Consider the following 19,428-nt stretch of genomic DNA (forward strand, 5'->3'; position numbering starts at 1 on the left):
ATCACTGGCAGGGCGTGGTTGTCTCGGCAGACGGCACCCTGGCACCCATACGCGATCACTCAGTCGCTGAGCAGTCGAAGAACTACAGGTACTCGACTGCACTCCTGACGTCTCGATGACGTGGCGCTCACGTGATCCGCGGGTGTTCCCGGCGTCGAGGTCCGGCGCATTCCCCATGGCTCTCCCGCACCTGATCCGGCCGATCTCACAGCCGCTTGAGCCCGACGTACTGGAGGGCTGCGAAGCCGCCGACCGCCAGACTTTGCAGCACGACCCAGACCGCACCGAAGCCGGTCGGAGACAGCACGCCGGAGATCACCACCACCAGGCTGAGCACGACCCACAGCAGGTTCGCCACGACGACCGCCGTCAGTCCCGTGCGGTTTGATCTCCTTCCGCGTCCCGATGGCGAGCACTCCCTGCGAGTAGAGGAGCGGGAACGCCCCCACCGGGTACTGGGCTGCCGTCGTGACGCCCAAGAAGGAGTCGAGGACCGTGGCGAGTGCCAGGTACGCGATGCCGTTGAGGCCGGTGGCGACCGCGTCCAGCTTGAGCGCCATCCTCGCGAAACCGTCGGATCCCGTCGCTCTCGCGCATGAGGCAACCCCGTCGTACTGCGTCCATGCCGTTGAAGAGGTAAGAGCGCTTGCCTTCGGCTTGAGCGGGTCAGGCGGCGGCGATTGCCGAGTAGGTCAGTACATCGGCCGGAATCTGATGGAAGAGCTTCCACTCAATCGCCATAGGGTTACTGCCCGTGTGCTTGACGTACTCCGCCGGCCCCATGAGCATCCACGGTTGGGGTCCACCGATATCCGTCTGCTTGTACCGGCGCACAAAGAGCAGGACGTGAGTGCCCTTCTCCTTGTGGGTCTGGTAGCGGACGCCTGTGGGTGAGCGCTCCGACGTCTGGTTCTGTGACTCCCAGTGGAACAATGAGTCATTGAGGGCGTAGTCCTTGTAGCGGGTCTCGGGCGAGAAGTCCTTCTCGTCCTTCTCCAGGGTGACGAACAGAGCATCGGTTTGGATGCTCTCGCACCACCTCACCCCCTCGCGGAAGTGCCCCGGCTTCCGACCGTCCACAGAGGCCTGGCCCAGCGCGGGGAGAATCTCCTCGCGGCTGTACGAAGCGTGGACGGTCAGGGGGATGGCGGCGTGCGTCCCGAGGAGCGGCACCGGAACGTGGTCGGCCTTCTGGATGACGTGTGCGAGCACTTGCCTCAACTCGTCGCGGAAGGCGTGCTGATGGCGGAGTGACTCCAGCCCTGCTTGGTAGCTGGAGAACCCCTCTGCCAGCGGCCACAGCGAGAAGAAGAGCATGCGGGCGTAGCCCTGCTCCTGTTCGCTGAGTTCGTCGTAGACAGGGGCATTATCGGCTAGCAGCTTGCTGTATGCCGCAACGCGCAGCGGGTCATCGACATGCAGGAAGGCCGAAACCCGCTTGAGGAGGGGCAACTCGCCTTGAGGGCCGACCGCGTCCAGAAGCTTCGCTCGACGCAACAGGCCCGTCCACGAGTTTCCGTTGCCACGATAGAGCTCCTTGAGCTCTCGGCCGCTCTCCTTGAGGAAGTCGGCCAGACGCGGCTTCGCGTAGGAAGCGACCTCACGGGCCAACTGCGTGACGTTGACCGCGATCTGGGCGCGAATGTTGTCAATGATCAGTTCCTTGGCCTTCGTCTCCAGAATGATCTGGCAGCCAGAGGGAAGTTGAGGGAAGTCCTGCTCGATGTTGTCGAGGAGGCGGTTGCGCGTCAGGTTCGTCAGGGCGCGGAACTGCTCCTCGAAGCGGAACTCCTTGCGGTGCTGACCGATGAAGTCCAAGACGGTGAGGACCGCCTTGTCCTCGGTGCGCCGCAACCCGCGGCCCAACTGCTGAAGGAAGACCGTGGCACTGGAGGTGGGGCGCAGCAGGAGCAAGGTGTCGACGTCGGGGATGTCGAGGCCCTCGTTGAACAGGTCGACCGAGAAAATGACTTGGAGCGCCCCTGAGCGAAGGTCCTCAAGGGCGGCCTTGCGGTCAAGCGACGGAGTCTCACCGGACAGTGCGATGGCGTTGAGGCCCGCCTGTCGGAAGTAGTCAGCCATGAAGTGCGCGTGCGCGACTGATACGCAGAACCCCAGAGCGCGCATCGAGCCAGGGTCGGTGACCTTGTCCTTCACTGCTTGCACGACGAGCCGAGCTCGTGCCTCGTTGCCCGTGAAGAGATTGCTCAGCGCTGTCGGGTCGTAGGCTCCACGCTTCCACGTGATAGCGCTCATGTCCGTGTTGTCGGTGACGCCGAAATAGTGGAAGGGGCTCAGGAGCTCGTTCTCCAGCGCCTCCCAGAGCCGCATCTCGGCCGCGATTCGGCCATCGAAGAACTCGTCCTGGATGTTCAAGCCATCCATGCGTTCCGGCGTCGCTGTCAGACCCAAGAGCTCCCGGGGCCGGAAGTGGTCCACGATCTTGCGGTACGTAGGCGACGTGCCGTGATGGAACTCGTCGATCACGATGATGTCGAAGTGATCCGGGGCGATCCGGTCCAGAGCCGGTGCTGTGAGCGACTGGACGCTGGCGAACACGTGGGTCCAGCGGTTGGGGATCTCGCCACTATGCAGCAACTCACCGAAGTTCGCATCGACGAGGACGTTCTGGTAGACGCGCAGGGACTGCTGAAGGATCTCCTTCCGGTGCGCCACGAAGAGGAGGCGCGGGTCGCGGCCGAACGTCTGGCGCAGGCGCTTGTAGTCCAGCGCCGCCATGACGGTCTTCCCGGTGCCCGTTGCTGCGACGAGGAGATTTCGGTGCCGGTCGTGCACTGTGCGTTCGACTTCGAGGCGCTCCAGCATGTCTCGCTGGTGAGGGTACGCGCGGACCTCCAGCCCGGAGAGAGTGATGCCCGTCGATCCGGGGCGGCGGCTACCACCAGCGCGGGACAAGGCGTCGTCCAGTCGCGCCGCGTCCTTGTCAGGGTCGTACGACTCGAAAGCGGCTTCACTCCAGTAGGCGTCGAAGGTCGCCTCGAACTTGCGGATCACCGACGGCGTCGCGACGGAGGAGAGGCGGACGTTCCATTCGAGTCCGTCCAGAAGTGCGGCCTTGGAGAGGTTCGAGCTGCCGACATACGCCGTGTCGAAGCCGCTGGCACGGCGGAAGAGCCATGCCTTGGCGTGCAGACGCGTGGAGCGGAGCTCGTAGTTGACCTTGACCTCGGCGCCGAAGTCCCGCACCAGTCGGTCCAGGGCGCGGCGTTCGGTGGCTCCGATGTACGTCGTCGTCAGGACACGGATGGGAATACCGCGCTCACGCGCCGACGACAGGGACTTCTCCAGAACGCGGAGTCCGTGCCACTTCACGAATGCGCAGAGGAGGTCGACTCGGTCGGCGGTGGCCAGCTCGGCGCGTAGCTCGAAGCCGAGACTGGGGTCCTCAGGGGAGTTCGTAATGAGCGCCGTCTCGGACAACGGCGTTGCTGGGCGTATGGCGTAGACGCCCGGCGCCTCCTGCTCAGCGACGGCCAACAGCTGGCGCGGCCCATCGGTGACGAGATCGACCCACTCGGTCGCACCCTCGATCGTATTAAGCGATTCCAGGATGTGATTCGCCGCAATCACCTGCTCGGCAGAAGAGAGCCCCTGGAACACCCGCCGCACTGTGGCGCCGATATGGCGGGAGAGCACGTGTGGTGCTGATTCCTTGCCGACGGAGGCGTCGATGGAGTGCCAGCCCGTGGAGTCGAGCTGCTTCATCCGCTCGGCGAGCCGATGCGTGATGAGCGATTCGTAAAGCCCAGCAACTGGTGCGTCGTCTGAGATGTCGTTGGGCATGCCCCGAGCCCCCCTCATTTGGCAGCGTACGGCATGTGCATTTGTATCAAGAAGGGCTGACAGCCGGGCAATGGCTCCTGAAACCAGAAGGGCCGCCACCGCGATCTCGCGTGAAGCGGCCCCTGCCATTGACATGCAGCAGGCGTCACCCGCCCCCGTGGCACCCCCCATAGGCCTCCCCCGACCCGCACCAGCAGGCAGCCGTGCGGGAAGGAGGCCAAGGGGTGGCGCGGCCTCGGGCGGCGAGGGTGGTGGCGTACTGGGGGAGGAGGCCCGGGTCGGCGGGGGAGGCTGCTTCGGAGGCGGCGAAGGCCTCGTAGGAGGGGACCGTGCCCGTGACGATGCCCAGGTTCGGGGTGCCCGTGGCGTGGAGGTCGCGCAGGGACGCCTCCAGGCGGGACAGGTGGGTGGCGCGGTCCACGTACTCCTCGGCCAAGTCGGGGTATGTGGTGAGCAGTTCGCGGAGTTCCTGCTCTGGCCAGTGCAGCACCGCCACCGGGAACGGGCGCGACAGCGCCGTACGGTACGTGCCCAGCTCCGCGCGCAGGCGGGTGATCTCCGCCTTCAGCTCCACCGGGTCCGAGGAGCCCAGCGACCACACGCGCTTCGGGTCGTGGAGTTCGTCCAGGGGGACCGGGGCCGTGTGCAGCGCGCCGGCCAGCTCGTCCCAGGTGTCGTGGTCCAGGCCCATCAGCCTGCGTACCCGGTGCCTGCCGGTGAGCAGGGACTGCGTCGCGTACGGGACCTCCTCGCCGGGGGCCAGCAGCAGCGTCAGCGCGGTCGAGAAGAAGTCGTGCGCCGACTCCAGCTCGTCGTGCGCCTCCAGGGTCTCGGCGGCGATCTGCCAGGGTGCCGCGTCCAGCGGGCCCGCGGCGCGGATGCCCTCGATGATCGCGCGGGCCTCGGCCTCGTGCCCGTACTCCCAGAGGTTCGACGCCTTCAGGGCCTTGATCAGGTGCGGGTTCTCGACGGTGGACTCGGGGGCGGCCAGCAGGTCGTCGTAGAGCGTGCTCGCGCGGGAACGGTCACCGGCGAGTTCCAGATGGGCCGCGGCCTGGAGGACCAGCGGTTCCTGGTCCTCGGGGTACCGCGCCGCGGTGCGCAGCAGGCGCTCGGCTTCGGTGATGTGGTCGGCAGGCGTGTCGGGGCGCATGGATCACACGGTACTGCCGGACAGCGGCCGTCGGGAGGAGAGGTCGCAAGCCGGTTTGGGAGTGGGGTCGCCGGCGGGGCGATCTGCTGGTGAGTGGAATCGGCCGAGGGGTATGGAGAGTTCTGGGGGTTGGTCCTATCGTGCCCGCCGTGTGGGAACGGGAGCGCGGTCGGGGGCGGGCACCGGTGCGTGTCGCGGTGCGGCGGAGGCCGTGGAGTGGTGCGCGGGGGCGGGACCTTCTCGCGCGCGGGCTCTGGGTCTCCGCCGAGCTCGTCGTCACCCTCGGGCTGGTGCTCCTTCTTCTTGTCGTCCATCAGCTGTGGTGGACCAACCGGGAGGCCCGCCAGGAGGCCGGGCGTACCGTCCAGGCCCTTCAGCGGGAATGGGGCCCGCCTCCTCCGGTCGCCCCGAGCGGCGACCCCGTGGTGCCTGAGCCCCTGCCTCCCGCCACCGGTCCCGGCGGCACTCGCGGTTCCGGGGCGCCGCCCACCCCCGCCCGCACCGCATTCCCCCGCTGGGAACAGGCCTACGCCGTCCTGCGCATCCCCCGCATCGGGCTCACCGCCCCCGTCGCCGAGGGAACCGGCAAGGGCGGGGTGCTGGACCGGGGGTACGTGGGGCACTACACGCGCACCGCCCAGGCCGGGCGGGCCGGGAACTTCGCGCTCGCCGGGCACCGCAACACCCACGGCGAGCCCTTCCGACGCCTCGACCGGCTGCGGCGTGGTGACCGGATCACCGTCGAGACCCGGGACGCCGTCTACACGTACACCGTCGACAAGGGCCTCGCCCGGACCGCGCCCTCCGACAGCGGGGTCATCGCCCCCGTGCCCCGCTCCAACATCACGACCTCCGCCGGCTACAGCGAGCCCGGGTACTACCTGACCCTCACCACCTGCACCCCCGAGTTCAGCTCCCGCTACCGGCTCGTCGTCTGGGGGAAGCTCACCGCCATGCGTCCCCGGTGAGCGAGAGGCCCCCTCGGACGCAGCCGAGCCCGGCCGATCATCATGTATAACGAAAGGAGTGCCGGGACTGATAGGTACGCCGCCAAGGAGAGCCCAAGGGGGAGGGACGCCCATGCGTGACGCCAACCGGCTGCGCGGCGCCTTCGCCCGGCTGCTCCGGCCCGTCGGCCTACTCGTCCTCCTCCTCGCCGAGGTCGTCCTGGCCGAGGGCGGCGGCCTCTCCGCCGCCGTCGCGCTCGCCGCCACCGCCGCGGCCGGCTCCGCGCTCCTCGCCTGCTCCGTCATCAGCGCCCGCTGCGCGCCCCCGGTGCCCCGCACCCGGGTCCGTACGGCGATCAGGGACCGGGAGAGGCGCACCGCCTTCCTGCCCCAGCGCGATCCTGACGCCCGCGGCCGGACCAGGCCCCGAGCACCCGGGCACGCCCTCCTGACGGCCGCCGTCGCGTAGGGCACTCCCGCACGTCGAACCCGTAGCGCCCCCGCACCGGCCGTCCTGCCGCGTACCGCACCCGTACGTCCTTCCCCGGCACGACGAGACCCCCGGAGGGCTCACCCATGTCCGCCTTCATGTCCGCTTTCGCGAACCTGGTCGGCTCCCTCGCCGACCTGCTCCAGCCGCTGTTCCACGGCGCGTCCACCGCCGCCGCGATCATCCTTTTCACCGCCCTCGTGCGGCTCGCCGTCCACCCGCTCTCGCGGGCCGCCGCGCGCGGGCAGAAGGCCCGTACCCGGCTCCAGCCGCAGATCGCCGAGCTCCGCGAGAAGCACGGGAAGAACCCCGAGCGGATGCAGAAGGCGATCATGGAGCTGCACGCCGCCGAGAAGGTCTCGCCGCTCTCCGGCTGCCTGCCGAGCCTGCTCCAGATGCCCGCGTTCTTCCTGCTCTACCACCTGTTCTCCAGCGGCTCCATCGGCGGCGAGCCCAACGCGCTGCTCAGCCACGACCTCCTCGGCGCCCCGCTCGGCGGGCGCTGGCACGACGCCCTCGCGCACGGCGGGATGTTCGGCGGGCAGGGCTGGGTCTACCTGGGGCTCTTCGCGCTCGTCGCCGCCGTGGCCACCTTCAGCTACGGACGCACCAAGCGGCAGATGGCGGCCAACCCGATGGTCCCCGCCACCGGTCCCGACGGGCAGGCCGTGCCCGGTATGGGCGCGATGATGAAGATGATGCCGCTGCTCTCGTTCGCGACCCTGATCACCGTCGCCGTCGTCCCGCTCGCCGCCGCCCTGTACGTCGTCACCACGACCACGTGGACCGCCGTCGAGCGGGCCTGGCTCTACCGGGACGTGCCCGCGGCCGGCGGCGCCATGGCCAAAGCGGCGTAGTCGGGCCCGGCGAGTGCGCCGGTCCAGTGTGTGAACGTGGTCTTGCGGAGTGATCGCGACTCTTGGAGGATCGGCCAAGCCCTTTCGCCGGCCGCAACCCGCCGAAGGGGCCCCACCTCGAACAAGAGGAGTTGGACCGTTGAAGCTGCTTCGAGTCGGTACGGCGGGCGCGGAGCGCCCCGCGCTTCTCGACCGCGACGGGACTCTGCGTGATCTGTCAGGGATCATCCCCGACATCGACGGCGATCTGCTCGCCGACGCCTCCGCCCTCGCCCGGGTCCGGGAGGCCGCCGGCACCCCCGCCGTGCTGCCCGCCCTCGACCCGGCGGGGCTGCGCGTCGGACCGCCGCTGGGACGCATCGGCAAGATCGTGTGCATCGGGCTGAACTACCACGACCACGCCGCCGAGACCGGGGCTGCCGTCCCGGAGGAGCCGATCCTCTTCTTCAAGGCCCCCGACACCGTCGTCGGGCCCGAGGACACCGTGCTCGTGCCGCGCGGCAGCCGGAAGACGGACTGGGAGGTGGAGCTCGCCGTCGTGATCGGGCGCACCGCCCGCTACCTGTCCTCCGCCGAGGAGGGGCTCGCCCATGTCGCCGGGTACGCGACGGCGCACGACGTCTCGGAGCGCGAGTTCCAGATCGAGCGCGGCGGCACCTGGGACAAGGGCAAGAACTGCGAGACGTTCAACCCGCTGGGCCCCTGGCTCGTGACCGCCGACGAGGTGCCCGACCCGCAGGCCCTGCCGCTGCGGCTGTGGGTCAACGGTGAGCTGAAGCAGAACGGCACCACCGCCGACCAGATCTTCCCGGTGGGTGAGGTCGTCCGCTATCTCAGCCACTTCATGACGCTCTACCCGGGCGACGTGATCAACACCGGTACGCCCGCCGGGGTCGCGATGGGGCAGCCGGAGCCGAAGCCCTACCTCAGGGCGGGGGACGTGGTGGAGCTGGAGGTGGAGGGGCTCGGCCGGCAGCGGCAGGAGCTGAAGGGGGCGTAGGCCGGGCGTACGTACGGGGCCGGGGGTGCTGTGACCGCGCCCCCGGCCCCGTACGCGAAGCCCCTCAGGCCTCCGGCGTCGCCGTGAACTGCTCCAGCGCCTCGACCACCATCGCGTGGTCCTCCGCCTGCGGCAGCCCCGAGACGGTGACCGTGCCGATCACGCCCGCGCCCTCCACCGCGATCGGGAACGAACCGCCGTGCGCGGCGTACGCGTCCGGGTCCAGGCGGGACGACTCCTCGAACGTCGTGCCCTTCGCCCGGAACCGGGTGCCGACCAGGTACGAGCTCTCCCCGTACCGCTCGACCACCGCGCGCTTGCGGTCGATCCACGCGTCGTTGTCCGCACTCGAACCCGGCAGCGCCGCGTGGAACAGCTGCTGCGCCCCGCGCCGGATGTCGATCGCGACGGGCGCGTGCCGCTCCCGGGCGAGAGCGACCAGCAGGCTGCCGAGCGCGAACGCGTCGTCGTAGCCGAAGTGCGGGAGCGTGAGCCGGCGCTCCTGGGCGATCAGCTCGGAGATCGTGGGGGAGGTGGTCGTCATGCGCGGTGCTCCTCTTCGTCATGGTGGGGGAGGAGGGTGACGGAGACCCCTTCGCGGGCCGAGCGGCGGGCGGCCTCCAGCACGTCCAGCGCGGCGGCGGCCTGGAGCGCGGTGACCGGGTTCTCGCCGGTGCCGCGCACGGCGGCGGCGACGGCCGCGTAGTAAGCGGGGTAGTCGCCGGGGAACGTACGGACCGGGGTGCCGCCGCCCGTCAGCGGGGACTCGCCGGAACCGATCCGGCCCCACACCTCCTCGACCTCCTCGCCCCACGGCTCGCCGCCGGGGCCCGGGCGCTTGCCCTCGCGCAGGGCCGCTTCCTGGGGGTCCAGGCCGTACTTCACATAGCCCGCCGTCGAGCCGAGCACACGGAAGCGGGGGCCGAGCTGGGCCGTGGTGGCGCTGACGTACAGGTGCGAGCGGACCCCGTTCGCGTGCGTGATCGCGATGAACGTGTCGTCGTCGGCGGCCGCGCCCGGACGCCGTACGTCGGACTCGGCGTACACCTGCACCGCCGGCCCGAACAGCACCAGCGCCTGATCGACGACGTGGCTGCCCAGGTCGTACAGCAGGCCGCCGATCTCCTCCGGGTCGCCCGACTCGCGCCAGCCGCCCTTCGGCTGCGGGCGCCAGCGCTCGAACCGGGACTCGAAGCGCTGCACCTCGCCCAGCTCACCGTCGGCGATCAGTGCGGCGAGCGTGCGGAAGTCGTTGTCCCAGCGGCGGTTCTGGAAGACCGAGAGCAGCAGCCCGCGCTCCTCGGCGAGCGCCGCCAGCTCGCGCGCCTCGGCGGCGGTCCCGGCGATCGGCTTGTCCACGACCACCGGGAGACCGGCCTTGAGGGCGGCCGTGGCGAGGGCGACGTGCGTCTTGTTCGGAGAGGCGATCACGACCAGGTCCAGCTCGGCCGCGCGCTCCCACAGCTCGTCCGGCGAGGCGGCGAACCGGAGCTCCGGATACGCGGCGCGGGCCTCGGCCCGGCGCTCCTCGTTCGACGTGACGACCGTGTCGAGGACCAGGCCCCCGGTCGCGGCGATCAGCGGGGCGTGGAAGACGGAGCCGGCCAGGCCGTAGCCGACGAGGGCGACGCGGAGAGGGGCGCCGGAGGCTTTGGGGGTCATGCATTCCACTTAAGCAACGCTGTTGCCAAAGTGCAAGCGACCGGCACAATGGGCAGGTGAAGGGGAGTGGAACCGTGAACGGGAGCCGTACGAAGAGCCAGGCCGGGGTGAACCTGCCGGCCCTGCGCCACCACAACGCGGCGCTGGTCCTGGACCTGCTGCGGACGGCCGGGGCGGAGGGCATCAGCCGGCTGGAGCTCGCCGAGCGCACCGGCCTCACCCCGCAGGCCGTCAGCAAGATCACCGCCCGGCTGCGGGCGGAGGGCCTGGCCGTCGGCGCGGGCCTGCGCCCCTCCACCGGCGGCAAGCCGCGTACGGTGCTCCGGCTGGTCCCAGACGCCCAGTTCGCCGTCGGTCTCCACCTGGACCGCGACGGCCTCACCGCCGTCCTGGTCGACCTCGCCGGTCGCCCGGTCGCCGTCACCACCGCCCCGCTCGACTTCGGCGCCCCGGCGGAACAGGTGCTCGCCGGCGCGGCCGACGCCGTACGCGACCTGAGCGCGGCCGAGCCGCACAAGCCGGTGCTGGGGCTGGGCGTCGCCGTCCCCGGCCCGCTCGACCACCGGGACGGCGTACTGCACCGGGTCACCGGCTTCCCGCAGTGGGACGGCTTCCCGTTGCGGGACGCGCTCGCCGAGCGGACCGGGCTTCCGGTCACCGTCGACAAGGACACCAACGCCGCGGCCCTGACCCTCTCGCTGAGTGAGCCGCCCGGCGATTTCGCCTACCTCCACCTCGGTACGGGGCTCGGCGCCGGGCTCGTCCTGGGCGGCGAGGTGCACCGGGGCGCGCGGACGGGGGCCGGCGAGTTCGGCCATCAGACCCTCCAGCTGGACGGGCCCCTGTGCGGGTGCGGGGGGCGCGGCTGCATCGAGGCGTTGTGCCTGGCCGCCGAGGCCCGCGGCGACCGGGCGGAGGCGGCCCGGGTCCTGGGCGCGGGCGCGGCGAACCTGGTCGGGCTCCTCGACATCGACAGGGTCGTGCTGGGCGGCCGGACGGTGGCGGCCGACGAGGACGCGTACGTACGGGGCGTCCGGGCCGTGATCGAGGAGCGGGCCGCCCGGGGCGGGGGCGGGGGCACGGTGACCGTCACCGTCGCGGGGGGCGGGGACCGGCCCGTCGCCGAGGGCGCGGCCCAACTGGTGCTCGCGCCGGTGTTCGGGCGGGTGGGGGAGCGGGGGTAGGAGGGCGGCGGAGGTAGGCGGGGCGGGGGTCCGGTCAGGCTGCGGAGGCGTCCGGAGCCGGCGGTCGTACGTCGGTGGCGGCGGCGCCCACCAGGAGTGCGGCGAGCGCGAGGGGAGCCACCGTCAGGTACGCGACCCATATCTCGCCCCCGGCCGTGCCGCCCTGCCACGCCACCACCAGGGCGACGGCACTCGCCACCACCCAGCCGATGTCGTAGGCGATCATCAGCCGCAGGCAGGTGGGCATCGGGCGGCGGCGGACGTAGACGACCTCGATCCCGCCGCCGATCAGCAGGGCCGTGCCCGAGATGACCATGAGCCAGGTCGGGACCCCGAAGACGTCGCCGAGCCAGGTGCTGCCGGCGGCGAAGGCGGCGCCGAGCACCACCTTGAACACGCCGTCGCCGATGGCTCCCGCAAGCATGCGTGACGTGAATGCTCCTCGTCGCTCCGTGTGCGCTTCCGTAATCTGGTTACTAGAATAAGTTAATTATGAGAATGACGAGAGTCGAAACCAAGGAACGTAACCGCCGCGCCCTCCTGGACGCCGCGTTCCACGTCGTCTCCCGGGACGGGCACCGCGCCAGGCTCGACGAGATCGCCGAGCGGGCCGGGCTGACCACCGGGGCCGTCTACTCGCTGTTCGGCAGCAAGAGCGGCCTGCTGGGCGCACTGGTCACCGACTACCTCCAGCCGCACTACGAGGAGATCGAGCAGGCGATCCCGGCGGACGCGGATCTCCTGGGAGCGGTCGACGCCTTCGCCCGCCACTACCGGCGGAGCTGCGAGGCCGCCGACGCGCCGGCCGACCAGTCGCTGCAGTTCACCCTGTTGGACATGGCCCTGCACGACGCCGAGGTGGGCCCCCGGCTGGCCGCGTCGGTCCGGGCGGAGGAGAGCCGCCTGATCGCCCAGTTCACCGGGCGGCCGCATGACGGGGCCCTCGTGACGCAGGTTCAGGCGCAGCGCCTGACCACCGCGCTGAGGGCCGTGCTCATCGGCCTCAGCCAGGGCGTCCTGCTCGGCCTCGCCCCGGGCGCCGACGAGCAGTACTTCGCCGACACCGCCCGCGCCCTGGTGTCCGGCGCGACCCTTCTGGAAGAGCCCGGAGCCGGAGCCGGGCTCTCCTGAGCGGGGCCTGGGGCGGGCCCGGGGCCTCCTCCCTATCGCCGCTCCCAGGCCTGCGCGAACATCTCGTGCAGCGGAGCCGTCGGCAGGATCCTCACGAACGGAGCGAAGAGCCGGTTGCCGTACAGCGGGTACACCAGGTGCGTCGCCAGCTTCGCCGTCTCCAGCGGCAGGTGCGGGGCGTCGATCTCGGTCCAGTCCCCCGGCAGGAACAGCGTCCGGCCGGCCCGCGCCCGCTTGGCCTCCACCACCGCGCCCGTGGCGAGCAGCTCAGCCCTGGCCTGCCCGTGCTGCTTGGCCGACCAGCCGTTCCAGCGCCGTACGTTGCGGTCGGTGGGGGCGGCCAGCGTCGCCAGCTGGAGGTGGAGCGCCGCCGCGTCCGCGCCCACGCCGAGCTCCTTCGCCGCCCGTTCGACCAGCTCCGGGCAGGAGTGCCGGGGGTCGGCCTCGTACGCCCCGGCCGGCACCGCCCCGGAACGGGACCGGTGCAGCATCCGCTCCAGACCGCCGCCGGCCAGCAACGGGGCCACCCGGTCCAGGGCGTCGGCCAGGTCGGTGACCTCCCGGACCCGCCGCCACGCCTCCGGGGCGGCGACGGCCGCGGGGCGCAGGAAGGAGACGCCGCCGGGCGCGCACACCACCAGCGGGCCCGAGTCATACGCGGTCGCCACCGCGCCCTCCTCCTCGCGGCGGTCCAGGGAGACCGGCAGCCGGGCGGGCCCGAACCGCTCGGCTATCCGGTCCGTGGTGTCCTGGAGCCGGCTGCCGGGCAGGTCCAGCAGCAGTTCCGGACGGTCCAGTTCGGCCCGCAGCCCCTCGTACAGGGCGGGCGCCCCGGCCACCGCGGGATCGCCCACCGGCCGGTCCGTCCAGGCCCACACCAGCGCGCTCGCGATCTCCCGGAGCGCGAGGCCCACCGGGGTGCCGTAGGGCGGTTCGGCACCGGCCGGCACCATGGGCCGCACCTCCACCCCGTAGCTGTACGCGGTCGCCGCCAGCTCCCAGCCCGCCGCCTCCACGGTCCCGTCGTCGGCGGCCCCGTAACCGCCCGCGAGCCGCCGCGCCCACACCTCGGAGAGGCCGAGGGCCCCCTCCAGGGCGTCGGCCGCCTCGTCGTGCACGGCGGGCCGCAGCCCGATCAGCTCCCTCCAGACCCCGGCCATGCGTTCCGCGGCGTCCTCCACCCCGCCCGGCTGCCACAGATCGGCCGGGTCGTCGGGGAGGGCGGCGGCCAGGACTGCGCGCCGGCCGGTGGGCCCGAGCCGCTCCAGCAGCCGCCCGTACGACTCGGCCGTCAGCGGCGTCGCCTTGTACGGGGCCTTCTTCAGCAGGGCCCGGTCCGCTTCCCGGTCCGCCCCGCCGGGCAGGCCCGCCACCACGAGCCGGGCCACGGGCCTGCGTACGCCGGTCAGTTCGGCGAAACGCGCCGCGGCGGACTCCGGCACCGGGACGGGGCCCCGCTCGTCGACCGCCGCCACCAGGGCCCGGAGGCGGGCGGCGTCATCCCGCTCCACCCGGACCAGCCGGGCCCGTTCGGCGCTCCTCTCCGCCGGGGCACCGCGTGGGCCGTGAGCGGTAGCCGCCTCCGCCGGGACGCTGGTCGGGTCGTGAACGGTCACCGTCTCCGCCGGGTCGTCGTCCGGGTCCTGGGCGGCGGCGGTCACGAACCAGTGCGCCGAGCCACCGCCCCGTACGGGAGCGGACGCCACGGGCCGTCCGCCCGCCCGCAGTTCGTCCAGGGTGCCGGAACCGGAGGCCACGCCCACCCACCACCGGCCGCCCGCCCGGGCGAGCGGGCCGTCCGCCCAGGTGTCCAGGAACGCCAGGAGAGCGGCCCGCGCCGGGGCCGGGGTCGGTGCCACCGCCGCCCGCCACGCGACGGCGTCGACCGTGCCCACGAGCTGCGACCAGTCGTGCGGCGGCGCGGGCGGGGAGAGCCGCCGCACATCCTCCCCGATCGTCCCGGCCAGGCAGGCACCGTCGGCGGCCAGCGCGCTCAGTGTCGCGGGCAGGGCTTCGTCGGGGGCCCGCCGCCACGGATCGCTCACCCCGTCCGTGACCAGGCCGGACAGCGCGGGGATCAGCTCGGTGTCCGGTGCGGTCCGGCGCGGCAGGGCGGGCGGTGCCTCGGCGAGCAGGGTGACGCGCCGGTGCAGGGCGCGGCGCCGCTCCTCCACCCGGGCGGCCCGCCCGGCCACCGCCACGACGGCCTCCACCAGGACGGCATCGGTGACCTGTGGCAACTCCCGGGCCACGGCGGCGCGCAGGGCCCCGGTGCCGTCGAGGGCGGCGGCCAGCAGGGCGTCGGCCGCCTGCGGCTCCACGGTCCGCAGGGCCCGGGACCCGGCGGCGTCCCGGGTGCGCAGCAGATACCAGAAGGCCGGGGGCAGGGCCACGCCTGTTGACAGGGTGACCTTGCGGTCCTTCGGCAGCCACGGGTGGCGGGGCGAGCGGTGCCCGTCCAGCTCCCACAGCAGGGCGCCGTCGGCCGCGTACGCGCGCACTCCGGTCCGGGTCTGCGCCTCGGCGAGGACCACGTCCTCCACCGCGCCCTCCGGCGGCGACCACAGGCCCCAGGGCTCCTGGCCCGGCCGGTCGACGGTGAACCGGGCCGTCCGCCCGTCGACGCTCTCCACCAGGAACTCGCCGGGCGCGGGGTCGCGATGGCCGGTGCGGAACAGCACCCGGGTCCCGACCAGGCCGTCCCTGCTGCCCAGCGGGGAGCCGGTCAACGGGGTCGGCAGCGGCGCCAGTTGCAGCGCCTCCACGGCGAGGGCCATCCCCTCCTCGGACACGCCCGGGGCCAGGGCGGAGGCGGCGGCGGTGTGCGGGGCGGCGGCCGGGGCGGCGTCCGGCGCGCGGCCCGGGAAGTCCGGCAGCGGCCTCGCCCCCCGCGGTTCGCCGGTGACCGCGTCCACCACCTGCCACGGCCGCCGCCCGTAGACGGTGTTGGTCCAGATCCGGGCGCCGTCACCGAGCTGCAGCTCGTCCCGGTCGATCCCCTCCGTGCCGCCCGGCCGCAGGACCCGGGAGCCGCTGTGCCGCCCGCCCCCGTCGGCGGTCTCGAACTGGAAGCCGTACGCCCCGTCCAGGCTGCCGCCGAACGGCACCAGGCCACCCGTCTCGTCCGGAGTGAAGGGTGCGTCGGGGCGGTCGGCCCAGACGGCGGTGTCACCGTTGTGCGGGCCGGCCGCGAGGGTCCAGCTGACCAGGAAGGAGCCGCCCACGTAATGGACGGCGGACAGGGTCGCGTCCTCGGGCACGGTGAACCGGCAGGAGCCGCGCTCCCCGTCCGGGCCGACGGCGACCGCCCGGTCCCGCCCGAACACCGTCAGCACCGGCCAGGTGGACGTCACCCCGACGACGCCGGTCACCCCGGGCACAGCCCCGGTCGCCCCGGGCGCCGCCCCGTCCACCCCGGGTACCACCCCGCCCACCCCCGGCACCGCCTCGCCGGTATCAGCCCCCGAACCCTCGCCCTCCTCCGCCGCGAACCGCGCGTACACCGCCTCCAGTTCGGGCCAGGCCAGCTCCTCCGGCAGGCCCGCCGCCAGGGAACGGCGCAGTGCGCCCGCCGCCCCCGCCCCGGCGACCGCGTCGGCGATCCCGCCCAGGGCCGACACCGTCGGGCGGTCCAGCAGTGCCTCCAGTTCGGCCATGGCCTCCTCGGCCCCGGCCATACCGCCGCCCCCGACCGTGCCGAGGAGCTTGCCGACCCGGTCGGCCACCTTCTGGGCGATGCCCTCGTTGCCCGGCAGCAGCGTCACGGCAGATCCGGGCCGCCGGGGCCGGGCCGGGAAGGACCCGGGCAGCAGATCCGCGTGCACCCTCCCCTCCAGGCGGGGGCCGAACACCGGGTCGGCGGCCAGCGCGGCGAGGTCCCGCCGCGACTTCTCGCCCCAGAAACGCATCCGGATCTCCGGGCCCGGGTCGACCACCGCGACCCCGGCCGCCAGCACCGTGTCCAGCACATCCGCGTCGAAGCCCTGGTAGTGGTGGCGGGTCGTGTGCAGCGTCACCGGGGCGCCCGACGCCCGCAGCCGCGGGCCCAGCCGGCCCACCAGAGCGAGCAGCTCCGACGGCAGCGGCTGCCGCCCGACCCCGCCGCCGGACTGGGTCGCGTACTGGTACATGTGCGCGAAGTGGCCGACCCAGTGGTGCAGCCCGCCCTCCGGGACCACCCGCCCCGCCTCCATGGCCGCCGTCGCGCCGCAGCCGATCAGCAGCCGCAGCCACGCCCCGCCGTCGGTGGCCCCCTCCGGGAAGACCTCCACCAGTGCGGCGGCGACCGGGTCCTCCGGAGGATGGGCCGCCAGGAACGGGCCCGCCGCGGTCAGCAGCGCATCCGGCACCGACTTCTTCCGGGTGCCCGACAGGACGGCGGCCACCAGCCGGGCCACCTCCTCGTCCCCGTACCCGGCCGCCTTGGCCGAGGCCCGCACCCGGCGCACGAGATCGGCGGGCAGGTCGCCGGAGGAGCCCGCCCACGCCATCAGGAACGCGTCCAGCGCGGCGTGCGCCGCGGCCGGCTGCAGCGTGTCGGCGAGAAACCGCTGATGGGCCCCGAACTCCTTGGCCGGCATGGCCCCGCCCGCGGCGAACAGCAGCGCGTTGGCCCGGCCGTACCCCGGATCCACCGGCAGCCCGTGCTTCGCCTCGGCCGTCCGCGCCGCACCGTAGGCACGCGCGGCCGGGCGGTTCCCGTAGCCGATCAGCCGGTGGCCCACGGTGTCCCAGAACCACGGCAGGTGCGCGGGCGGCAGCCGGCGCGCCCGCGCGGCCATCGTGTCGACGAACCGGCCGGGCTTCGTCCAGGACCGGGCGAGCTCCGAACCCATGTCCGCGACCAGGTCACGGGCGGCCCCGGCCGCGCCCGGGTCGTGGGCGGCCGCCCAGTCGGCGTACGTGGTCGATGCGTGCGTACCGGCGGAGGGCAGCAGGGCCGCGAGCGAGACGATCATGTTCTCGATCGTCACATGCCCCACTGACAACGCCCCGGGGCGGGCCGCCCTTGCTGCCGGGCAGTCCGACGGTCCGACAGTCGGGTGATCCTATGAGCGGTGTCGGCATGTCGACTCTCTGCGTCCGCGCGCGCGTGCTTGCGTCGGAGGCCACAACCGGTGGCCTCCGCCCCGGTCGTTCGCGAGCAGCGAAGGGTGTCCCCATGTCCCCCACCTCCTGCGCGCGGCTGCGTGACGCCCGTGCGCTCGCCGCCCTCGGGCTGGCCGCCGGGATCGCGGTGCCCGCCGCGCTCCTCGGCGGTCCGCAGGCCGCCGCCCACCCGGCCGCCGCCTCCTTAGCAGCCGGGAAAGCGGCCGGGAAAGCGGCCGAGGCCGCCGACGAGCAGCCCTCCTGCGGTGATCCGGGCGCCAAGGAGTTCCCCATCGAGGCCCGGATCCAGGACGCCCCGACGACGTACGCCTCCGGCGGCGGCTACGGCACCTGGTTCCTCGACCTCACCAACACCACCGACACCGCCTGCCGCGCCCTGCACCCGGTGCTCGTGCTCAACGACGAGGACCGCAGGCTGACCACCGAACAGATCCAGCTGAAGTTCTCCGAGCCCGGCCGCCCCGGAACCGAACACCGGGTCACCTGGGAGACCACCGACCGCCACGAACAGATCGGCGTCTTCGACGGCGACCCCGGGTCGGCCCCCGCCGACAGCTCCGACAGCTCCGAAGACTCCGATGACGGCTTCCTCGGGTTCACCGTCCCCGCCGGTACCACCGTCAGCGTCCGGGTCCGGATGGCCTTCACCTCCGACACCGCACCCGGCCGGGTCACCGCCCACGCCGCCGTCGTCCAGCGCCGCCACCAGGACAAGGCCAAGGGCGGCGGCCGTGAGGACGGCGACTGGGTGGGGGAGTCGGGGGCGTACCGGTTCGTGATCGTCGACGGTGCCACCGGCGAGGTGCCCCGGCCGGAGCGCACGGAGGAGGACAGCGGCGACCGTACGGACGTCCCCGCGGAGCCCCGCCCCCGTACGGACACATCCTCCGCCGCGCCCACGCCCCTGCTCACCCCCACCCCCATCTACACCGGCCCCGGCAAGGAGCCCGCCCCGCACCCCAGCTCCCTTACCCGCCCGCACGGGTCGACGGCCCCCCGAAAGGACGCCGGCGGCAAGGAACGGCCCGCGCGCCCGCCCCACTACGCGACCGGACGCCCGCTCCCCGAACTCGCCCGCACCGGACCGGAACTCCTGCCCTGGGCCGGAGCAACCGCCGCGGCGCTCGCCCTCTGCGGCGGCGCCCTCGTGATGAAGGGCCGCCGGATGCGCCGGCCCACGGGCTGACCGCGACCCCGACCAGGCCGTTCATCTGGATCTGCCACCATCGGGTGGTGGACTACCCGAACGACCAGGCACCTGGCGCACCCATCCGCTCCGGCATCCCGGAGCACGGCCGCATTCCCAAGTACTACGCCGTCAAGGCCCAGATCTCGCTGCTCCTCGACGAGTTGGGGGAGGGCGGGCTCCTGCCCACCGAGCGGGATCTCGCCCTGCGCCACGAGGTGTCGCGCGAGACCGTCCGGCAGGCGCTGCGCGAGCTGCTGCTGGAGGGGCGGCTGCGGAGGCAGGGGCGCGGGACCGTCGTCGCCGGGCCCAAGCTGGAGCAGCCGCTCTCGCTCGCCAGCTACACCGAAGGGGTCCGGCGCCAGGGCAGGCGGCCAGGTCGGCACCTCATCGGGCTCGAACGCTTCCCCTGCCCCGAGGCCCTCGCCGCCGAGATCGGGGTGGGCCGGGGCGAACCCGTCTGGCACCTGGAGCGGGTGCTGCTCGCCGACGACGAGCGGGTCGGGCTGGAGAGCACGTACGTCAGTGTGGCCCGACTCCCGCGCCTGGACGTGGAGTTCGACCCCGACTCCTCCTTCTACGCCTACCTCAGCGACCGGCTCGGCATCGCCTTCGGGGACGCCGACGAGCGCATCGAGACCGTGCTCGCCACCCCCCGCGAGGCCCTGCTCATCGGGACCCCGCCCGCCCTGCCGATGCTTCTGCTCCACCGGCTCTCGCGGGACACGGAGGGGCGGCCGCTGGAGCGGGTGCGGACCCTGTTCCGGGGGGACCGGTTCTCCTTCACCACGCATCTGGGCGGCGGCGGCAGCGAGCGCTGACCGCGTCTGAGAACCGCCCTGCTGGACACTTTTTCGGTAACGGAAACATAACGGGTCTAGTCCAAGCTTGGGGGGTCGTTCACC

15 protein-coding genes and 1 pseudogene are annotated in these 19,428 nt (G+C 72.8%); 9 read left to right on the top strand and 7 right to left on the bottom strand.

From position 1 onward, the window contains the following. Positions 1-17: 17 nt before the first annotated feature. Positions 18-98: pseudogene (locus tag AMK21_RS35645) on the top strand (IS5/IS1182 family transposase); the annotation flags it as partial. A gap of 107 nt (positions 99-205) precedes the next feature. Here the strand turns inward: AMK21_RS35645 and AMK21_RS35650 are convergent. From AMK21_RS35650 to AMK21_RS00780, 3 genes are all read right to left on the bottom strand, one after another. After that, complete coding sequence (locus AMK21_RS35650; RefSeq protein ID WP_234421789.1) at positions 206-358, bottom strand: hypothetical protein; 153 nt, start codon at positions 356-358, stop codon at positions 206-208. A gap of 308 nt (positions 359-666) precedes the next feature. Next, a complete protein-coding gene (locus AMK21_RS00775) occupies positions 667-3,804 on the bottom strand; it encodes a DUF3427 domain-containing protein (protein ID WP_073873094.1) in 3,138 nt (1,045 codons plus the stop codon). Positions 3,805-3,949: 145 nt separating this feature from the next. After that, positions 3,950-4,957, bottom strand: a complete 1,008-nt coding sequence (locus AMK21_RS00780; protein WP_073873097.1) for an SEC-C domain-containing protein — start codon at positions 4,955-4,957, stop codon at positions 3,950-3,952. 197 nt (positions 4,958-5,154) lie between these two features. On the opposite strand from AMK21_RS00780, the gene AMK21_RS00785 reads away from it, so the two are divergent. The 4 genes from AMK21_RS00785 to AMK21_RS00800 all read left to right on the top strand — a co-directional run bounded on the left by AMK21_RS00785 (position 5,155) and on the right by AMK21_RS00800 (position 8,251). Further along, positions 5,155-5,925, top strand: a complete 771-nt coding sequence (locus AMK21_RS00785) for a class E sortase (RefSeq protein WP_073874177.1) — start codon at positions 5,155-5,157, stop codon at positions 5,923-5,925. 112 nt (positions 5,926-6,037) lie between these two features. Continuing rightward, a complete protein-coding gene (locus AMK21_RS00790; protein WP_073873100.1) occupies positions 6,038-6,373 on the top strand; it encodes a DUF6412 domain-containing protein in 336 nt (111 codons plus the stop codon). A gap of 107 nt (positions 6,374-6,480) precedes the next feature. After that, entirely contained in the window at positions 6,481-7,251 is a 771-nt protein-coding gene (locus tag AMK21_RS00795) for a YidC/Oxa1 family membrane protein insertase (RefSeq protein WP_073873103.1), read from the top strand. Positions 7,252-7,390: 139 nt separating this feature from the next. Next, positions 7,391-8,251, top strand: a complete 861-nt coding sequence (locus AMK21_RS00800; protein ID WP_073873106.1) for a fumarylacetoacetate hydrolase family protein — start codon at positions 7,391-7,393, stop codon at positions 8,249-8,251. A 64-nt stretch (positions 8,252-8,315) separates the two neighbouring features. On the opposite strand, the gene AMK21_RS00805 is transcribed toward AMK21_RS00800, so the two are convergent. Both AMK21_RS00805 and AMK21_RS00810 read right to left on the bottom strand, forming a co-directional pair. Then, complete coding sequence (locus AMK21_RS00805; protein WP_073873108.1) at positions 8,316-8,795, bottom strand: heme-degrading domain-containing protein; 480 nt, start codon at positions 8,793-8,795, stop codon at positions 8,316-8,318. Further along, positions 8,792-9,913 (bottom strand): Gfo/Idh/MocA family oxidoreductase, encoded by a 1,122-nt coding sequence (locus AMK21_RS00810; protein ID WP_073873110.1) that lies wholly within the window; start codon positions 9,911-9,913, stop codon positions 8,792-8,794. The genes AMK21_RS00805 and AMK21_RS00810 overlap by 4 nt, the downstream gene beginning before the upstream one ends. A 74-nt stretch (positions 9,914-9,987) precedes the next feature. Between AMK21_RS00810 and AMK21_RS00815 the strand changes: the two genes are divergently transcribed. Beyond that, positions 9,988-11,097: an ROK family transcriptional regulator gene (locus tag AMK21_RS00815; protein ID WP_073873112.1), complete on the top strand. Its 1,110-nt coding sequence runs from the start codon at positions 9,988-9,990 to the stop codon at positions 11,095-11,097. Between the two features lie 34 nt (positions 11,098-11,131). Here the strand turns inward: AMK21_RS00815 and AMK21_RS00820 are convergent, their stop codons facing one another. Then, positions 11,132-11,521, bottom strand: a complete 390-nt coding sequence (locus AMK21_RS00820) for a hypothetical protein (RefSeq protein WP_073873114.1) — start codon at positions 11,519-11,521, stop codon at positions 11,132-11,134. Positions 11,522-11,595: 74 nt separating this feature from the next. On the opposite strand from AMK21_RS00820, the gene AMK21_RS00825 reads away from it, so the two are divergent. Next, on the top strand, positions 11,596-12,228 hold the full coding sequence (locus tag AMK21_RS00825; RefSeq protein ID WP_073873116.1) for a TetR/AcrR family transcriptional regulator: 633 nt from the start codon (positions 11,596-11,598) through the stop codon (positions 12,226-12,228). Positions 12,229-12,260: 32 nt separating this feature from the next. Here AMK21_RS00825 and AMK21_RS36575 read toward each other — a convergent pair whose 3' ends face one another. Beyond that, on the bottom strand, positions 12,261-17,201 hold the full coding sequence (locus AMK21_RS36575; RefSeq protein WP_079181040.1) for a hypothetical protein: 4,941 nt from the start codon (positions 17,199-17,201) through the stop codon (positions 12,261-12,263). A gap of 188 nt (positions 17,202-17,389) precedes the next feature. Between AMK21_RS36575 and AMK21_RS00835 the strand changes: the two genes are divergently transcribed. Together AMK21_RS00835 and AMK21_RS00840 are read left to right on the top strand one after the other, a co-directional pair. Further along, entirely contained in the window at positions 17,390-18,523 is a 1,134-nt protein-coding gene (locus AMK21_RS00835) for a peptidase (RefSeq protein WP_073873119.1), read from the top strand. A gap of 47 nt (positions 18,524-18,570) precedes the next feature. Beyond that, positions 18,571-19,344 carry a GntR family transcriptional regulator gene (locus AMK21_RS00840; RefSeq protein ID WP_073874181.1) on the top strand — a complete coding sequence of 258 codons (774 nt, stop codon included), beginning with the start codon at positions 18,571-18,573 and terminating at the stop codon, positions 19,342-19,344. Positions 19,345-19,428 lie beyond the last annotated feature (84 nt).

Source organism: Streptomyces sp. CB00316, from assembly GCF_001905595.1.
Taxonomy (GTDB): Bacteria; Actinomycetota; Actinomycetes; order Streptomycetales; family Streptomycetaceae; genus Streptomyces.

Bases quoted from the DNA above. Each gene is read 5' to 3' on its own strand.
- AMK21_RS00805 (WP_073873108.1), bottom strand. From the start codon at position 8,795: ATGACGACCACCTCCCCCACGATCTCCGAGCTGATCGCCCAGGAGCGC.
- AMK21_RS00820 (WP_073873114.1), bottom strand. From the start codon at position 11,521: ATGCTTGCGGGAGCCATCGGCGACGGCGTGTTCAAGGTGGTGCTCGGC.
- AMK21_RS00835 (WP_073873119.1), top strand. From the start codon at position 17,390: ATGTCCCCCACCTCCTGCGCGCGGCTGCGTGACGCCCGTGCGCTCGCC.
- AMK21_RS00810 (WP_073873110.1), bottom strand. From the start codon at position 9,913: ATGACCCCCAAAGCCTCCGGCGCCCCTCTCCGCGTCGCCCTCGTCGGC.
- AMK21_RS00790 (WP_073873100.1), top strand. From the start codon at position 6,038: ATGCGTGACGCCAACCGGCTGCGCGGCGCCTTCGCCCGGCTGCTCCGG.
- AMK21_RS00825 (WP_073873116.1), top strand. From the start codon at position 11,596: ATGACGAGAGTCGAAACCAAGGAACGTAACCGCCGCGCCCTCCTGGAC.
- AMK21_RS00775 (WP_073873094.1), bottom strand. From the start codon at position 3,804: ATGCCCAACGACATCTCAGACGACGCACCAGTTGCTGGGCTTTACGAA.
- AMK21_RS00795 (WP_073873103.1), top strand. From the start codon at position 6,481: ATGTCCGCCTTCATGTCCGCTTTCGCGAACCTGGTCGGCTCCCTCGCC.
- AMK21_RS00780 (WP_073873097.1), bottom strand. From the start codon at position 4,957: ATGCGCCCCGACACGCCTGCCGACCACATCACCGAAGCCGAGCGCCTG.